Source organism: Paracidovorax avenae ATCC 19860, from assembly GCF_000176855.2.
Taxonomy (GTDB): Bacteria; Pseudomonadota; Gammaproteobacteria; order Burkholderiales; family Burkholderiaceae_C; genus Paracidovorax; species Paracidovorax avenae.
The window spans coordinates 4,091,463-4,104,993 of sequence record NC_015138.1; the positions used below are offsets into that span (position 1 = coordinate 4,091,463).

Sequence of the window (13,531 nt, forward strand, 5' to 3'; positions counted from 1 at the left end):
CCTCCTTCGCGCGGTGCGGGAACGGTCCGCCGGACGTGTCAGGCCACCGCCAGCGCGCCGGACACCAGCCGCACGACGCGGTCGCAGCGCGCGGCCAGGGCCTCGTCGTGGGTGACCATCACGAAGGCCGTGCCCTGCTCGCGGGCGAGTTGCAGCATGAGCTGGAACACGCCGTCGGCGGTGCCGCGATCGAGATTGCCGGTGGGCTCGTCGGCGAGCACGCAGGCGGGACGGGTCACCAGGGCACGCGCGATGGCGACGCGCTGGCGCTCGCCGCCGGACAGCTCCGCCGGCCGGTGGTGCACGCGGCCGGCCAGGCCCACCGCGGCGAGCATGGCGTCGGCCCGCTCCAGGCAGGCGGCATAGGGCTCGCGGCGGATACGCAGCGGCATGGCGACGTTGTCGCGCGCGCTGAACTCGGGCAGCAGGTGGTGGAACTGGTAGATGAAGCCCAGGTGGGTATTGCGCAGGCGCCCCTGCTCCTGGGGCGAGAGCGTGTCGAAAGCCGCGCCCTGCAGCTGCACGCTGCCGGAGGTGGGCGCGTCCAGCCCGCCGAGCAGGTGCAGCAGCGTGCTCTTGCCCGAGCCCGAGGCACCCACGATGGCCAGGGTCTCGCCCACATGCACGGACAGGTCCACGCCCTTGAGCACTGTGACGTCGAGCCGGCCTTCTGTGAAACGCTTGGTGAGGCCGCGGGCCTGGAGCACCACTTCGTTGTTCACCGCGTTCATCTCGATTCTCCAGCGCGCAAAGCGCCATCCACAGCCCATGAAACCGGCATGGCCCAGTCCAGTGGCAGCCAGGCAAGGGCCGCCCCGCAGCGAGGGCTGCGTCCACCCGCCCGGCGTGCGCAGCACGGCGAGAGCGGGGGGAAGCCGCGAAGCGGCTCAGGGGGGTGTTCCTGACTACTCATAGCGCAGTGCCTCCGCGGGATTCACGCGGCTGGCGCGCCAGCTCGGGTACAGGGTGGCGGCGAAGGCCAGCACGAGGGAGATGACCGCGATGGGGGTGATGTCGCTGCTCTGGGGGTCGCTGGGCATCTTGCTGATCAGGTAGATGTCTTTGGGCAGGAAGCTGGCGTGCAGCGCATGCTCGATGGCCGGCACGATGACGTCGATGTTGAAGGCCACGAGCAGGCCGAGGGCCAGCCCGCAGGCCGTGCCGATCACGCCCACGAGCGCGCCCTGCACCACGAACACGGCCATGATGCTGCGCGGGCTGGCGCCCAGGGTGCGCAGGATGGCGATGTCGGCGCGCTTGTCGGTCACGGTCATGACCAGGGTGGAGACCAGGTTGAAGGCCGCCACCGCCACGATGAGCGTGAGGATGATGAACATCATGCGCTTTTCGAGCTGGACGGCGGCGAACCAGGTGCGGTTCTGCTGCGTCCAGTCGCGGATCAGCAGGTCGCCGGAAAGGGAGCGGGCGAGTTCCTGCGTCACCTCCGGCGCCTGGTGCAGGTCGCGCAGCTTCAGGCGGATGCCGGTGGGGCCTTCCAGACGGAAGATGCGTTCGGCGTCGGCATGGTGCATGAGGACCAGGGCGGAGTCGTATTCGTAGTGGCCGGATTCGAAGAGGCCGGAGACCGTCATCTGCTTGAGGCGCGGCACCACGCCGGCCGGCGTGACCTGCCCGCCCGGCGCGATGAGGGTGACGGGGTCGCCCACGCGCACGCCGAGCGCCCGCGCCAGTTCCACGCCCAGCACCACGTGGAAGCTGCCCGGCGTCAGCGTCTGCACGGCGTCGGCGTTCTTTGCCGCCAGGTCGGTCACCTCGCCTTCGCGGGCCGGATCGATGCCGCGCACCAGGGCGCCCTTCATGTCCTCGCCCCGCGCGATCAGCGCCTGCGAGCCGACGAAGGGCGCGGCGCCCACGACCTCGGGGTTCTTGCGGGCCTCGGCCATGGTGAGCGCCGGATCGGGCAGCGCGGCGCCCTGGGGCGCGAAGATCTCGACATGGGAGACGACGCTGAGCATGCGGTCGCGCACTTCCTTCTGGAAGCCGTTCATCACGCTGAGCACGATGATGAGGGCGGCCACCCCGAGCGCGATGCCCAGCATGGAGACGCCGGAGATGAACGAGATGAAGCCGTTGCGCCGCGTGGCGCGTCCGGCCCGGGTGTAGCGCCAGCCCAGGGCCAGTTCGTAGGGAAGTTGCATGGTGGGGAAAAAGCGGCCCCGCGCCGCGACGGGATTGGCAGCACCGGGACGGCGCCGATTGTGGCATCCCGGACAATACCCGCCATGTCGGAGATCCACCATTTGCTCATTCCCCTGGCGGCCAGCACGGCGCCGGGGTGCCGGCAGGCCCTGCAGGGCCTCGGCCTGCCCCACCTGGACCGGCTGCTCGCGCGCCTGTCGCCCGCCGGCACGGATGCCGGCGAGGAATCCGACTTCACCCCGCCCCACGAGCGCGCGCTGGCGCGCCACCTGGGCCTGCCGGCCAGCCGCGCCGGCACCACGCCCTGGGCGGCCTGGGAGCGCCATGCGGCGCAGCCGGGCCCGGCCGACGGTTCGGCCTGGGCCTGGGTGACGCCCTGCCAGTGGCAGGTGGGCGCCGACCAGGTCATGCTGGCGGACCCGGCCGCGCTGGGCCTGGACGAGGCCGCATCGCGCGCGCTGATGGACATCCTCGCGCCCTGGTTCGCGGAGGACGGCATCGATCTGGCCTACCACGCGCCCACGCGCTGGCTGGCGCGCTCGGCGCTGTTCGACGGGCTGGCCACGGCCTCGCTGGACCGGGTGGTGCAGCGCGACGTGCGCGCCTGGATGCCCGATGCGGCCCGGGCGCGGCTGCTGCACCGCCTGCACAGCGAGATGCAGATGCTGCTCTACACCCATCCCTTCAACGACGCGCGCGCCGGGCGCGGGCAGGCGCCGGTGAACGCCTTCTGGGTGCATGGCGCGGGCCGCCTGCCCGAGCAGGTACCGGCCGCCGTTGCGCCGGCCGAGGTGCCGCAGGCCCTGCGCGATGCCGCGCTGCACGAGGACTGGCGCGCCTGGGGCGAGGGCTGGAAGGCGCTGGATGCCGGGCCGGTCGCCCGCCTGGCGGACCATGTGGAGCGCGGCGGCGCCGCGCGCCTGACGCTGTGCGGCGAGCGCAGCGCGATGGCCTGGGAGACGGCGCCCACGGGCCTGCTGGAGCGCCTGCGGCGCAGGCTGCGGCCCGTGCGCTTCCAATCCGTGCAGGAGCAGCTATGAAGATCGTGGCCCGGGACATCCCGCCCCGCGCCGTGTGGGCGCTGGAGCAGGCGGGCGTGCATCCGCTGCTCGCGCGGCTGTACGCAGCGCGCGGCGTGACCGCGCACGACGAGCTCGACGACGCGCTGGCGCGGCTGCTGCCGCCGCCCGGTTTGCGGGGCACGCGCGAGGCCGCGGCGCTATTGGCCGAGGCGATCGCGCAGGACCGGCGCATCGTCGTGGTGGCCGACTACGACTGCGACGGGGCCACGGCCTGCGCCGTGGCCGTGCGCGGCCTGCGGCTGCTGGGTGCGCGCCAGGTGGACTACCTGGTGCCCGACCGCATCGCCGACGGCTACGGCCTGAGCCCGGCCATCGCGCGCCGCGTGCATGAACGCGGGGCCGACCTGCTGGTCACCGTGGACAACGGCATCGCCAGCGTGGAGGGCGTGGCCGAGGCCAGGGCGCTGGGCCTGTCGGTGCTGGTGACGGACCACCACCTGCCCGGCCCGGAACTGCCGCCGGCCGACGCCATCGTGAACCCCAACCAGCCGGGCTGCACCTTCGAGAGCAAGTCCATCGCCGGCGTGGGCGTGATGTTCTACGTGCTGATGGCGCTGCGCGCGGAGCTGCGCGAGCGCGGCGTGTTCGACAAGGCCAGCCAGCCGAAGCTGGAGCCGCTGCTGCCGCTGGTCGCGCTGGGCACAGTGGCCGACGTGGTGCGGCTGGACGCGAACAACCGGCGCCTGGTGGCGCAGGGGCTCAAGCGCATCCGGGCGGGCCACATGCCGGCGGGCATCGCGGCGCTGTTCGATGCGGCGGGCCGCAAGGCGTCCGTGGCGACCACCTTCGATTTCGGTTTCGCGCTGGGCCCGCGCATCAACGCGGCCGGGCGCCTCGCGGACATGACGCTGGGCATCGAATGCCTGCTGACCGACGACCCGGGCCGGGCCGCGGAACTGGCACGCACGCTCGACGCGATCAACCGCGAGCGGCGCGAGATCGAGGGCGGCATGCGCGAGCAGGCCCTGCTGATGGCCGAGAGCCTGTTCGGCGAAAACGACGAGCCGCCGGCCGCGGTGAGCGTGTGGGACCCGGACTTCCACGAGGGCGTGGTCGGCATCGTGGCCTCGCGCATCAAGGACCGGCTGCACCGGCCGACCTTCGTGTTCGCCACCAGCAGCGCGCCGGGCAAGGAGGACGAGATCAAGGGATCGGGCCGCTCCATTCCGGGCTTCCACCTGCGCGATGCGCTGGACCTGGTGGCCAAGCGCCATCCGGGCGTGATCCTGAAGTTCGGCGGCCATGCGATGGCCGCCGGCTGCACCGTGGCGAAGGACCAGTTTCCGGTGTTCGAGCGCGCGTTCGCCCAGGTGGCCCAGGAGTGGCTGGATGCCGCCACGCTCATGCGCCGGCTCGACACCGACGGGCCGCTGTCGCCGGAATACTGCCGCGCCGAACTCGTGGACACGCTGCACCGCGAGGTCTGGGGCCAGGGCTTCGCACCGCCGACCTTCAGCGAAGAGGTGGAGATCGTGAGCCAGCGCCTCGTGGGCGAAGGCAAGAACCACCTGTCGCTCAAGCTGCTGCACCAGGGCCGCCCGGTGGACGGCATCTGGTTCGGCCACACGGAGCCGCTGCCGGCGCGCGTGCTGCTGGCGTTCCGGCTCGACGTGAACGAGTGGAAGGGCGAGCGGCGGGTGCAGTTCCTGGTGGAGGGCGCGCAGACCTGAGCAGGCGCTCAGAAGGTTTCCCAGTCGCTGTCGGCCGTGGAGGCGGCCCGGGCGGATGCCTGCGGGGCCGCAGCGGGTGGCGCGGCAGCCGCGCGCGGCGCCGGTGCCGGTGCCGGTGCCGGTGCCGGCGCCGGTGTGGCGGCTGGGGATGGCGCGGACCGCACCTGCACGGCCCCGGACTTCACCGGACGCGGCGCGGCCGCGGGCGCCAGCGCCGGGCGCGGGGCCCGAGCCACTGCATTGCCGGAGCCGCCCCCGGCAGGGCGTGCCGCGGGTGCCGGTGGCGGGATCACGGGCCGCGCCGGCGCGGCGGCCAGGACCCCCACGTTGAACACGGCCACCACCTCCGCCAGCCGGCGAGCCTGGTCGCGCATGGCGCCAGCGGCGGCGCTGGATTCTTCCACCAGCGCGGCGTTCTGCTGGGTCATCTGGTCCAGCTGGGTGATGGCCTGGTTGATCTGGGCGATGCCGTCGCGCTGCTCGGACGAAGAGGCCGTGATCTCGCCGATGAGATCGGACACGCGCTGCACGCCGCTGACGATCTCGCCCATGGCATCGCCCGCCTGCGCGACCTGGAGCGAGCCGGACTCCACGTTCTGCACCGAGGCATGGATCAACGCCTTTATTTCCTTGGCGGCTTCGGCCGAGCGGCCGGCCAGGCTGCGCACCTCGCTGGCCACGACGGCAAAGCCGCGGCCCTGCTCTCCCGCGCGGGCGGCTTCGACGGCCGCGTTCAGCGCCAGGATGTTGGTCTGGAAGGCGATGCCGTCGATCACCGAGATGATGTCGCTGATCTTGCGTGAGCTGTCGGTGATCTGCTGCATGCTGGCGACCACGCCGCCCACCACGTCGCCGCCCCGACGGGCTGCCGTCGCCGCGGAAGCCGCCAGCTGGTTGGCCTGGCGCGCCGTCTCGGAAGACTGGGAGACGGTGGCCGTCAACTCCTCCATGCTGGCCGCGGTCTCCTCGATGCTGGCGGCGGCATTCTCGGTGCGGGCGGACAGGTCCTGGTTGCCGCTGGCGATTTCACCTGAGGCAGCGGACACCGATTCCACCCCCGACCGCACCTCCGAGACCAGGCTGCGCAGCCGCGCGGACATGGCCGACAGGGAACGCAGCAACTGTCCCAGTTCATCCTTGCGCTCGTCCTGCACCTGGGCCGTCAGGTCTCCCCGGGCGATCGCTTCGGCCACGTCCACGGCACGCGCCAGAGGGGCGGTGACGGAGCGCACGACGAGATTGGCCAGAACCATGCCCAGCAGCAGCACCAGCGCGCTGGCGCCCGCCGCGAACCAGAGGGCGCGGTCCCGGCCCCGCCATCCTTGCGCTATCGCCGCTTGCCGCTGGGATTCCTGCAACTGGATGAAGGCATCCTGCGCCGCGATATACCGGGCCACCGTGCCCATCAAGGCCTCTTCCACCATCTTGCGCCGGGCCTCGATGTCCGGCGTGCCCTGCAACCGCGCGGTGACCTTCAATGCCTCGGCGCGCGCCACCGCGATCCGCTCGAGCTGGGCCTTGTCCTCCGGCGTGTCCGCCGCATCCACGATCTCCTTTTGCAATGCGCCGATGGAAGTCAGCATGGACTTGACGCGATCGTTCAGGCGGGTGGTCAGCGCCGGATCTGCCACCAGGCTGCCCAATTCCAGCCGCTCCACCGTCAGCTGGGTCATGCCCTTCCAGCGCTCCGCCATGGCGACGCGCTTTCCGATGGCCTGCAGGTTTTCGGTCGTTCTCTCCTCGACACGCGTCACATAGGCCAATACGCCCACCAGGAGCGCCAGCATGCTGCCCAGGAGCCCCAGCACGATGAACCACAGCTTGCGCTTCACCGTGAAATTCGGGAAAAAAGACGCCATACATCATCCTTCGAAAGGTAAAACCGGACAGGGGGCCGCACCGGTCGCGGCCAAGCCACGCATTGCGAATGCCATTTGATGCATTTTTTTACACTTCCTTGATAAAAATCAAATAGGAGTTACGCTGATGGGGTGCATCCGCGTGCCTGCTCCCTTTTCAACGCTTCGGGAAAGCGTTAGCGGCTCCCCGGTCGTCCCGGCTGCGCGCCATCGGCCCGGCGGCCGCCACCGCACTGCGCGCAGCGCGCCTAGAATGAATCCGTGACCACCCTCTTTCTGAACGCCGACCTGCACTGCCACTCCGTGGTCTCCGACGGCACGCTCACGCCGGAGGCGCTGGCACAGCGGGCGCGCGCCAACGGCGTCGAGCTGTGGGCCCTGACCGACCACGACGAAGTCGGCGGCCAGCACCGCGCCATGGCCGCCGCGGCGGCGCAGGGCATGGACTACCTCACGGGCGTGGAGATCTCGGTGACCTTCATCGGCACCACGGTGCACATCGTCGGGCTCGGCTTCGACCCGGACGATGCGCAGCTGGTGCAGGGCCTCTCCGACACGCGCGGAGGCCGCGGCCAGCGCGCGCAGGAAATGGCGCAGCAGCTCGCGCAGGTCGGCATCCGTGACGCCTACGAAGGCGCGCTGCGCTACGTGGGCAATCCCGAACTCATCTCCCGCACGCATTTCGCGCGCTTCCTGGTCGAGACGGGCGTGTGCCGCGACACCTCCGAGGTGTTCCGCCGCTTCCTCACCGAGGGCAAGCCCGGCTACGTGCCGCACCGCTGGGCCGCGCTGGGCGATGCGGTGCGCTGGATCACGCAGGCCGGCGGCATGGCCGTGATCGCGCACCCGGCCCGCTACAAGTTCTCGGCCACGCAGGAATACGCGCTGTTTTCCGAATTCCGCCAGCATGGCGGCCAGGGTGTCGAAGTGGTCACGGGCAGCCACACGGCGGCCGAATACGTGACCTACGCGGCCATGGCACAGGAATTCGGCCTGGCCGCCTCGCGCGGCAGCGACTTCCACAGCCCCGACGAATCGCACACCGACCTGGGCACGCTGCCGCCCCTGCCCGGCACCCTCACGCCCGTGTGGGATCTGCTGGCCGACCGCGTGCGGCGCGCCCACTGAGAACCCCATGGCCCAGTACTTCGAAGTCCACCCCGACAACCCGCAGCCCCGGCTGCTCAAGCAGGCCGCGGCCCTGCTGGCCCGCGGCGCGGTGCTCGCCGTGCCCACGGACTCCAGCTACGCGCTCGTGTGCCAGCTCGACGACAAGGACGCCGTGGACCGGTTGCGCCGCATCCGGCAGGTGGACGAGAAGCACCACCTGACGCTGCTGTGCCGCGACCTCTCGGAAGTGTCGAACTACGCCCGCGTGGACAACCGGCAGTACCGCCTCGTCAAGCAGGCCACGCCCGGCCCCTACACCTTCATCCTGGACGCGACCAAGGAAGTGCCGCGCCGCGTGAGCCATCCGCAGCGCAAGACCATCGGCCTGCGCGTGCCCGACCGCAAGGGGCTGCAGTTGCTGCTGGAGCTGCACGGCGCGCCCCTGCTGGCCACGACGCTGATCCCGCCGGGCGAGACGGAGCCGATGAACGACCCCGCCGAGATCCGCGCGCGCTTCGAGCACCAGATCGATGCCGTGGTGGACGCGGGCGCCTGCCCGCTGGAGCCCACCACCGTGGTGGACCTGACCGACATGGCCACGGGCGGCGATCCGCGCGTGGTGCGCGAGGGCCGCGGACCGCTGTCGGCGCTGGGGCTGTAGAGACCGCTCAATCCAGCTTGAACGCACCCACCGCGCGCTGGAGGTCCTGCGCGCGGTCGTTGAGCGCGGTGGCCGCGCGCGAGGCCTGCTGCACCAGCGCGGCGTTCTGCTGCGTGGTGCCTTCCATCTGCGCCACCGACTGGTTCACGTGGACGATGCCGTCGCTCTGCTCCTGCAGCGCGTGCGAGATTTCCGCCAGCAGGCCGCTGACCTGCCCCACCGCGCCGACGATGTCCTGCATGGTGCGCCCGGCCTCGTCCACCAGCCCGGCGCCGCTGCGTACCTGCTCCACCGATGCGTCGATCAGGCCCTTGATCTCGCGCGCGGCCACCGCGCTGCGCTGCGCCAGGCTGCGCACTTCGGAAGCCACGACCGCGAAGCCGCGGCCCTGCTCGCCCGCGCGGGCGGCTTCCACGGCCGCGTTGAGCGCCAGGATGTTGGTCTGGAAGGCGATGCCCTCGATCACCTGGATGATGTCCACGATCTTGTGCGAGCTGCCGCTGATGGCCTGCATGGTCTGCACGACCTGGCCCACCACGGCGCCGCCGCGCTCGGCCGTGCCCGAGGCCTGCACGGCCAGGCCGCTGGCGGAGCGCGCGCGATCGGCGTTCTGGCGGACGGTGGCGGTGAGCTGCTCCATGCTCTGCGCGGTCTCGGCCAGGGAGGCGACCTGCTCGCCTGTGCGGCGCTCGAGGTCGCCGTTGCCGGCGTCGATCTCCCCGGCGCTGGCGCCGATGGCATGGGTGGACTGCTGGATGCGCGAGACGAGCTCGGTCAGCGTGTCCTCCATGGTGCCCAGCGCCCCGAGCAGGCGCCCGAAATCGCCCTGAAGGTCGGAGCTGAACTCCTGGCTCAGGTCGCCGGCGGCGACGGTCTCGGCGATGAGGATGGCCTGGTCGAGCGGGGCGACGATGCCGCGGCGCAGCAGCACGAAGGCCGCGCCCGCCACCACGAACACCGCGCAGCCCAGGCCCAGCAGCCAGGCGCGCATGCCGGACAGCTCGGACTCCGCCGCGGCGACCGCGCGCTCGATCGGCGCGCGCTGGGCAGCGTCCGGCAGGGCCGACGCCGCCTGCAGCACGGCGCGGTGGGCGTCCTGCGCCCGGCCGATGTCGGACAGCCCCACGCCCATGAGCCATGCCACCAGCAGCGCCACCGATCCGAAGGCCAGGACGAGCCGTGTCCCCGTTCTCCATCCATCCCAAGCCATCACGTGTGTCTCCTGCTGTTGGTTTTGCGTGGTTGCATTTGGCAACAATTGAACATCCTACCGCCGGCACGGGCCAGCCGGTCCAAGGGGTTCCCCTGCCGCGTACGCGGTGCGCAACACGGCCTCTGAGACAATCGGCCGGTGGACTTCTCCAACCTCATCCAAACCATCCTCATCTACGCCCTGCCGGTGCTCTTCGCGATCACCGTGCATGAAGCGGCCCACGGCTATGCCGCGCGCCACTTCGGCGACAACACCGCGCTGATGATGGGGCGCATCACGCTCAACCCGCTCAAGCACATCGATCCGGTGGGCACGATCCTGATGCCGCTGCTGCTGTATTTCGCGACGTCGGGCACCTTCCTGTTCGGCTATGCCAAGCCGGTGCCGGTGAATTTCGGGCACCTGCGCAACCCCAAGCGGGACATGATCTGGGTCGCGCTCGCGGGGCCGGCCTCCAATTTCGTGCAGGCGGTGCTGTGGGCGGTGCTGCTGGTGATGCTGGTGGGCTTCGGGGTGGACGAGCGCTTCTTCATGGAGATGGCGCGCGCGGGCGTGCTGGTGAACCTCGTCATGTGGGCGTTCAACCTGTTCCCCCTGCCGCCGCTGGACGGCGGGCGCATCCTGGTGGGGCTGCTGCCCTGGCGGCAGGCCAGCTGGCTTTCGCGCATCGAGCCCTACGGCTTCTTCATCGTGCTGGCGCTGGTGGTGGCGGGGATCGTGGGCACGGTGTGGCTGCGGCCGCTGATGTCCCTGGGCTATTCGGCCATCAACCTGCTGCTCACGCCGCTCACGGCCCTGCTGGGCTGAGCCGGCGCGGCGCCCGCGGGCCGTGCGGCGGCCCGCCCTTCTTTCCGTTTCCGTTTTCCGTTTCCTCCGGCCCCGAGCCGCTTCGACCATGAGCACCACGCGCTTTCTCACCGGCATCACGACCACGGGCACGCCCCACCTGGGCAACTTCGTCGGCTCGATCCGCCCCTCGGTGGCGGCCAGCCAGCGGCCCGGCGTGCAGAGCTTCTACTTCCTGGCGAACTACCACGCGCTCATTAAGTGCGAGGACCCGGCGCGCATCCAGCGCTCCACGGTGGAGATCGCCGCGAGCTGGCTGGCCGCGGGCCTGGACCCGGAGCACGTCACGTTCTACCGGCAGTCCGACATCCCCGAGATCCCGGAGCTGAACTGGCTGCTGTCGTGCGTGACCGGCAAGGGCCTGCTCAACCGCGCCCATGCCTACAAGGCATCGCAGGACAAGAACGAGGCCGCGGGCCGGGAGCTGGACGACGGCGTGACGGCCGGCCTCTTCATGTACCCGGTGCTGATGGCCGCCGACATCCTGGCCTTCAAGGCGCACAAGGTGCCCGTGGGGCGCGACCAGGTGCAGCACATCGAGATGGCGCGCGACATCGCGTCGAGCTTCAACCACCTCTACGGCGAGCATTTCGTGCTGCCCGAGGCGGCGATCGACGAGCACGTGGCCACGCTGCCCGGGCTGGACGGCCGCAAGATGAGCAAGAGCTACGACAACACGATCCCGCTCTTCTCGCCGCGCGAGCAGCTGCGCCGGCTGATCAACAGCATCCAGACCGATTCGCGCGCGCCCGGCGAACCCAAGGACACGGAGGGCTCCGCCCTGTTCCAGATCTACCGCGCATTCGCCACCGACGCGGAAACCGAGGCGCTGCGCCGGCAGTTCGCCGAGGGCATCGCCTGGGGCGAGGCCAAGCAGATCCTGTTCGAGCGCGTGGACGGCGTGGTCGGGCCGATGCGCGAGCGCTACGACGCGCTGATCGCCGACCCGGGCCGCATCGAGGACATCCTGCTCGCGGGCGCCGAGAAGGCCCGTGCGGAGGCCGGCCCCCTGCTGCGCGACCTGCGCCATGCCGTGGGCCTGCGCAGCCTGCGCGGCGGTGCGGCTGCCGCCAGCGCGCCACGCGCGGCCGCCAAAGCCACAGCCCTGCCCTCGTTCAAGCAGTACCGCGAGGCCGACGGCCGCTTCTACTTCAAGCTGGTGGCCGCGGACGGCCGCCTGCTGCTGCAGAGCACGGGCTTCACCGCGCCGCGCGACGCGGGCCAGGCGATCGCCCGGCTGCAGAAGGAACCCGGCGCCCTGGCGGCGCTGGCGGCCCACCTGGCGCCCGTGGAGGGCGTGGAGGCCGGCGACGTGGAAGCCGCATTGCAGGCCCTGCTGCAGGCCAGCGAAGCCTGAGCGCGCCAACGCGGAAGGCGGCGCACCGCGCCGCCGTCAGATGCTCCGCAGGTTCACGCGGTCGGACAGCGCCTGCGCGCTTTCGCGGCGCTCGCTGTAACGTTCCACCAGGTAGGGCCCGCAGTCGCGCGTCAGCAGCGTGAACTTCACCAGCTCCTCCATCACGTCCACCACGCGCTCGTAGTAAGGCGACGGCTTCATGCGCCCGGCCTCGTCGAACTCCTGGAAGGCCTTGGCGACGGAAGACTGGTTCGGGATGGTGAGCATGCGCATCCACCGGCCCAGCACCCGCAGCTGGTTGACGGCATTGAAGGACTGCGACCCGCCCGACACCTCCATCACCGCCAGCGTCTTGCCCTGCGTGGGCCGCACCGACCCCAGGGCGAGCGGGATCCAGTCGATCTGGATCTTCATGATGCCGGTCATCGCGCCGTGGCGCTCGGGCGAGGTCCACACCATGCCCTCGGACCACTGCACCAGTTCCCGCAGCTCGCGCACCTTGGGGTGGTCTTCCGGCGCACCATCCGGCAGGGGAAGCCCGGCGGGATCGAAGATGCGCGGCTCGGCTCCCAGGGCGCGCAGCAGGCGCGCGGCCTCCTCGGTCAGCAGGCGGCTGAAGGAGCGTTCCCGCAGCGAACCGTACAGCAGCAGGATGCGCGGCGGGTGCGTCGCACGCTCCCCGGGCCACAGGCGCTGCAGGTCGATCGGATGCAGCAGTTCCGGATCGATGTTCGGAAGGTCAGCGCTGGTGGACATGCCGGCCTTTCGCGTCGATGACGGGTTCGCCGTCTTCCTTGGAGAACGCACCTTGCTGCGGGCCGGGCAGGATATCCAGCACCGCTTCCGACGGGCGGCACAGGCGCGTGCCCAGGGGCGTCACCACGATGGGCCGGTTGATGAGGATGGGGTGCTGCAGCATGCAGTCGATCAGTTGCGCATCGCTCCACTGCGGCTCGGCCAGGCCCAGCTCCGCATAGGGCGTGCCCTTCTCGCGCAGCACATCGCGCACGGGTGTGCCCATGGCGGCGACCAGGCGTTCCAGCGTGGCCCGGTCGGGCGGGGTCTTCAGGTACTCGATGACCGTAGGCTCGACGCCGCTGTTGCGGATGAGTGCGAGCACGTTGCGCGAGGTGCCGCAGTCGGGGTTGTGGTAGATCGTGATGTCGCTCATGGGAGTGATCCTCGCGAAGGGAAAAGGATGGCCGGCGGGCGGCATCGGGAAGCAGGCTGATGAGGTTCACCGCCACGAACACGGCTGCCCCTGGCAGCAGTTCTCGGTGAGGTAGGCCATGAGGCCGTTCATCCGGTCGAAGGCGGCACGGTAGATGAGGTGGCGGCCCTGGCGTTCCTGGGTCACCAGGCCCGCATGGGCCAGCTCCTTGAGGTGAAACGACAGGCTGGTGGCGGACACGTCCAGCGCCTGGGCCAGCGCGCCGGGGGTCATGCCCTCCGGGCCCGCCACGACCAGCGCCCGGAACGTCCGCAGGCGCACGGTCTGGGCCAGGGCCAGCAGGGCCCGGACGGCATCGTTTTCTTCCATATTTCAATTATCGTTGAATTATCAAAATGACTG

13 protein-coding genes are annotated in these 13,531 nt (G+C 70.8%); 6 read left to right on the forward strand and 7 right to left on the reverse strand.

Annotated features, from left to right (window positions below):
• Positions 1–38: 38 nt before the first annotated feature.
• Positions 39–731: a lipoprotein-releasing ABC transporter ATP-binding protein LolD gene (gene lolD, locus ACAV_RS17910; RefSeq protein ID WP_013595995.1), complete on the reverse strand. Its 693-nt coding sequence runs from the start codon at positions 729–731 to the stop codon at positions 39–41.
• A 174-nt stretch (positions 732–905) separates the two neighbouring features.
• Positions 906–2,159, reverse strand: coding sequence for a lipoprotein-releasing ABC transporter permease subunit (locus tag ACAV_RS17915; RefSeq protein WP_013595996.1), 1,254 nt, complete (start codon positions 2,157–2,159; stop codon positions 906–908).
• 84 nt (positions 2,160–2,243) lie between these two features.
• Between ACAV_RS17915 and ACAV_RS17920 the strand changes: the two genes are divergently transcribed.
• Together ACAV_RS17920 and recJ are read left to right on the forward strand one after the other, a co-directional pair.
• The gene (locus ACAV_RS17920) at positions 2,244–3,200 is read left to right on the forward strand and encodes a phosphoglycerate mutase (RefSeq protein WP_013595997.1); all 957 of its coding nucleotides are present in this window, start codon (positions 2,244–2,246) and stop codon (positions 3,198–3,200) included.
• A complete protein-coding gene (gene recJ, locus ACAV_RS17925; protein WP_013595998.1) occupies positions 3,197–4,912 on the forward strand; it encodes a single-stranded-DNA-specific exonuclease RecJ in 1,716 nt (571 codons plus the stop codon). The genes ACAV_RS17920 and recJ overlap by 4 nt, the downstream gene beginning before the upstream one ends.
• An 8-nt stretch (positions 4,913–4,920) precedes the next feature.
• On the opposite strand, the gene ACAV_RS17930 is transcribed toward recJ, so the two are convergent.
• Positions 4,921–6,771: a methyl-accepting chemotaxis protein gene (locus tag ACAV_RS17930; RefSeq protein WP_013595999.1), complete on the reverse strand. Its 1,851-nt coding sequence runs from the start codon at positions 6,769–6,771 to the stop codon at positions 4,921–4,923.
• 261 nt (positions 6,772–7,032) lie between these two features.
• On the opposite strand from ACAV_RS17930, the gene ACAV_RS17935 reads away from it, so the two are divergent.
• Positions 7,033–7,899 carry a 3',5'-nucleoside bisphosphate phosphatase gene (locus ACAV_RS17935; RefSeq protein WP_013596000.1) on the forward strand — a complete coding sequence of 289 codons (867 nt, stop codon included), beginning with the start codon at positions 7,033–7,035 and terminating at the stop codon, positions 7,897–7,899.
• 7 nt (positions 7,900–7,906) lie between these two features.
• Positions 7,907–8,542, forward strand: a complete 636-nt coding sequence (locus ACAV_RS17940; protein WP_013596001.1) for an L-threonylcarbamoyladenylate synthase — start codon at positions 7,907–7,909, stop codon at positions 8,540–8,542.
• Between the two features lie 7 nt (positions 8,543–8,549).
• On the opposite strand, the gene ACAV_RS17945 is transcribed toward ACAV_RS17940, so the two are convergent.
• Positions 8,550–9,752, reverse strand: coding sequence for a methyl-accepting chemotaxis protein (locus ACAV_RS17945; protein ID WP_013596002.1), 1,203 nt, complete (start codon positions 9,750–9,752; stop codon positions 8,550–8,552).
• Positions 9,753–9,893: 141 nt separating this feature from the next.
• Here ACAV_RS17945 and ACAV_RS17950 point away from each other — a divergent pair, with 141 nt between their 5' ends.
• Positions 9,894–10,562: a site-2 protease family protein gene (locus tag ACAV_RS17950; RefSeq protein WP_011796751.1), complete on the forward strand. Its 669-nt coding sequence runs from the start codon at positions 9,894–9,896 to the stop codon at positions 10,560–10,562.
• Between the two features lie 88 nt (positions 10,563–10,650).
• A complete protein-coding gene (locus tag ACAV_RS17955; RefSeq protein ID WP_013596003.1) occupies positions 10,651–11,958 on the forward strand; it encodes a tryptophan--tRNA ligase in 1,308 nt (435 codons plus the stop codon).
• Positions 11,959–11,994: 36 nt separating this feature from the next.
• On the opposite strand, the gene arsH is transcribed toward ACAV_RS17955, so the two are convergent.
• The 3 genes from arsH to ACAV_RS17970 form a co-directional block, all read right to left on the reverse strand.
• On the reverse strand, positions 11,995–12,714 hold the full coding sequence (gene arsH, locus ACAV_RS17960) for an arsenical resistance protein ArsH (protein WP_013596004.1): 720 nt from the start codon (positions 12,712–12,714) through the stop codon (positions 11,995–11,997).
• Positions 12,698–13,129 (reverse strand): arsenate reductase (glutaredoxin), encoded by a 432-nt coding sequence (arsC, locus tag ACAV_RS17965; protein ID WP_013596005.1) that lies wholly within the window; start codon positions 13,127–13,129, stop codon positions 12,698–12,700. The genes arsH and arsC overlap by 17 nt, the downstream gene beginning before the upstream one ends.
• A 66-nt stretch (positions 13,130–13,195) precedes the next feature.
• Positions 13,196–13,498 (reverse strand): ArsR/SmtB family transcription factor, encoded by a 303-nt coding sequence (locus ACAV_RS17970; protein WP_013596006.1) that lies wholly within the window; start codon positions 13,496–13,498, stop codon positions 13,196–13,198.
• Positions 13,499–13,531 lie beyond the last annotated feature (33 nt).

Excerpts from the sequence above, each read along its gene's own strand:
- lolD (WP_013595995.1), bottom strand. The coding sequence starts at position 731 with ATGAACGCGGTGAACAACGAAGTGGTGCTCCAGGCCCGCGGCCTCACC.
- ACAV_RS17915 (WP_013595996.1), bottom strand. The coding sequence starts at position 2,159 with ATGCAACTTCCCTACGAACTGGCCCTGGGCTGGCGCTACACCCGGGCC.
- ACAV_RS17920 (WP_013595997.1), top strand. The coding sequence starts at position 2,244 with ATGTCGGAGATCCACCATTTGCTCATTCCCCTGGCGGCCAGCACGGCG.
- recJ (WP_013595998.1), top strand. The coding sequence starts at position 3,197 with ATGAAGATCGTGGCCCGGGACATCCCGCCCCGCGCCGTGTGGGCGCTG.
- ACAV_RS17930 (WP_013595999.1), bottom strand. The coding sequence starts at position 6,771 with ATGGCGTCTTTTTTCCCGAATTTCACGGTGAAGCGCAAGCTGTGGTTC.
- ACAV_RS17940 (WP_013596001.1), top strand. The coding sequence starts at position 7,907 with ATGGCCCAGTACTTCGAAGTCCACCCCGACAACCCGCAGCCCCGGCTG.
- ACAV_RS17945 (WP_013596002.1), bottom strand. The coding sequence starts at position 9,752 with ATGGCTTGGGATGGATGGAGAACGGGGACACGGCTCGTCCTGGCCTTC.
- ACAV_RS17955 (WP_013596003.1), top strand. The coding sequence starts at position 10,651 with ATGAGCACCACGCGCTTTCTCACCGGCATCACGACCACGGGCACGCCC.
- arsH (WP_013596004.1), bottom strand. The coding sequence starts at position 12,714 with ATGTCCACCAGCGCTGACCTTCCGAACATCGATCCGGAACTGCTGCAT.
- arsC (WP_013596005.1), bottom strand. The coding sequence starts at position 13,129 with ATGAGCGACATCACGATCTACCACAACCCCGACTGCGGCACCTCGCGC.
- ACAV_RS17970 (WP_013596006.1), bottom strand. The coding sequence starts at position 13,498 with ATGGAAGAAAACGATGCCGTCCGGGCCCTGCTGGCCCTGGCCCAGACC.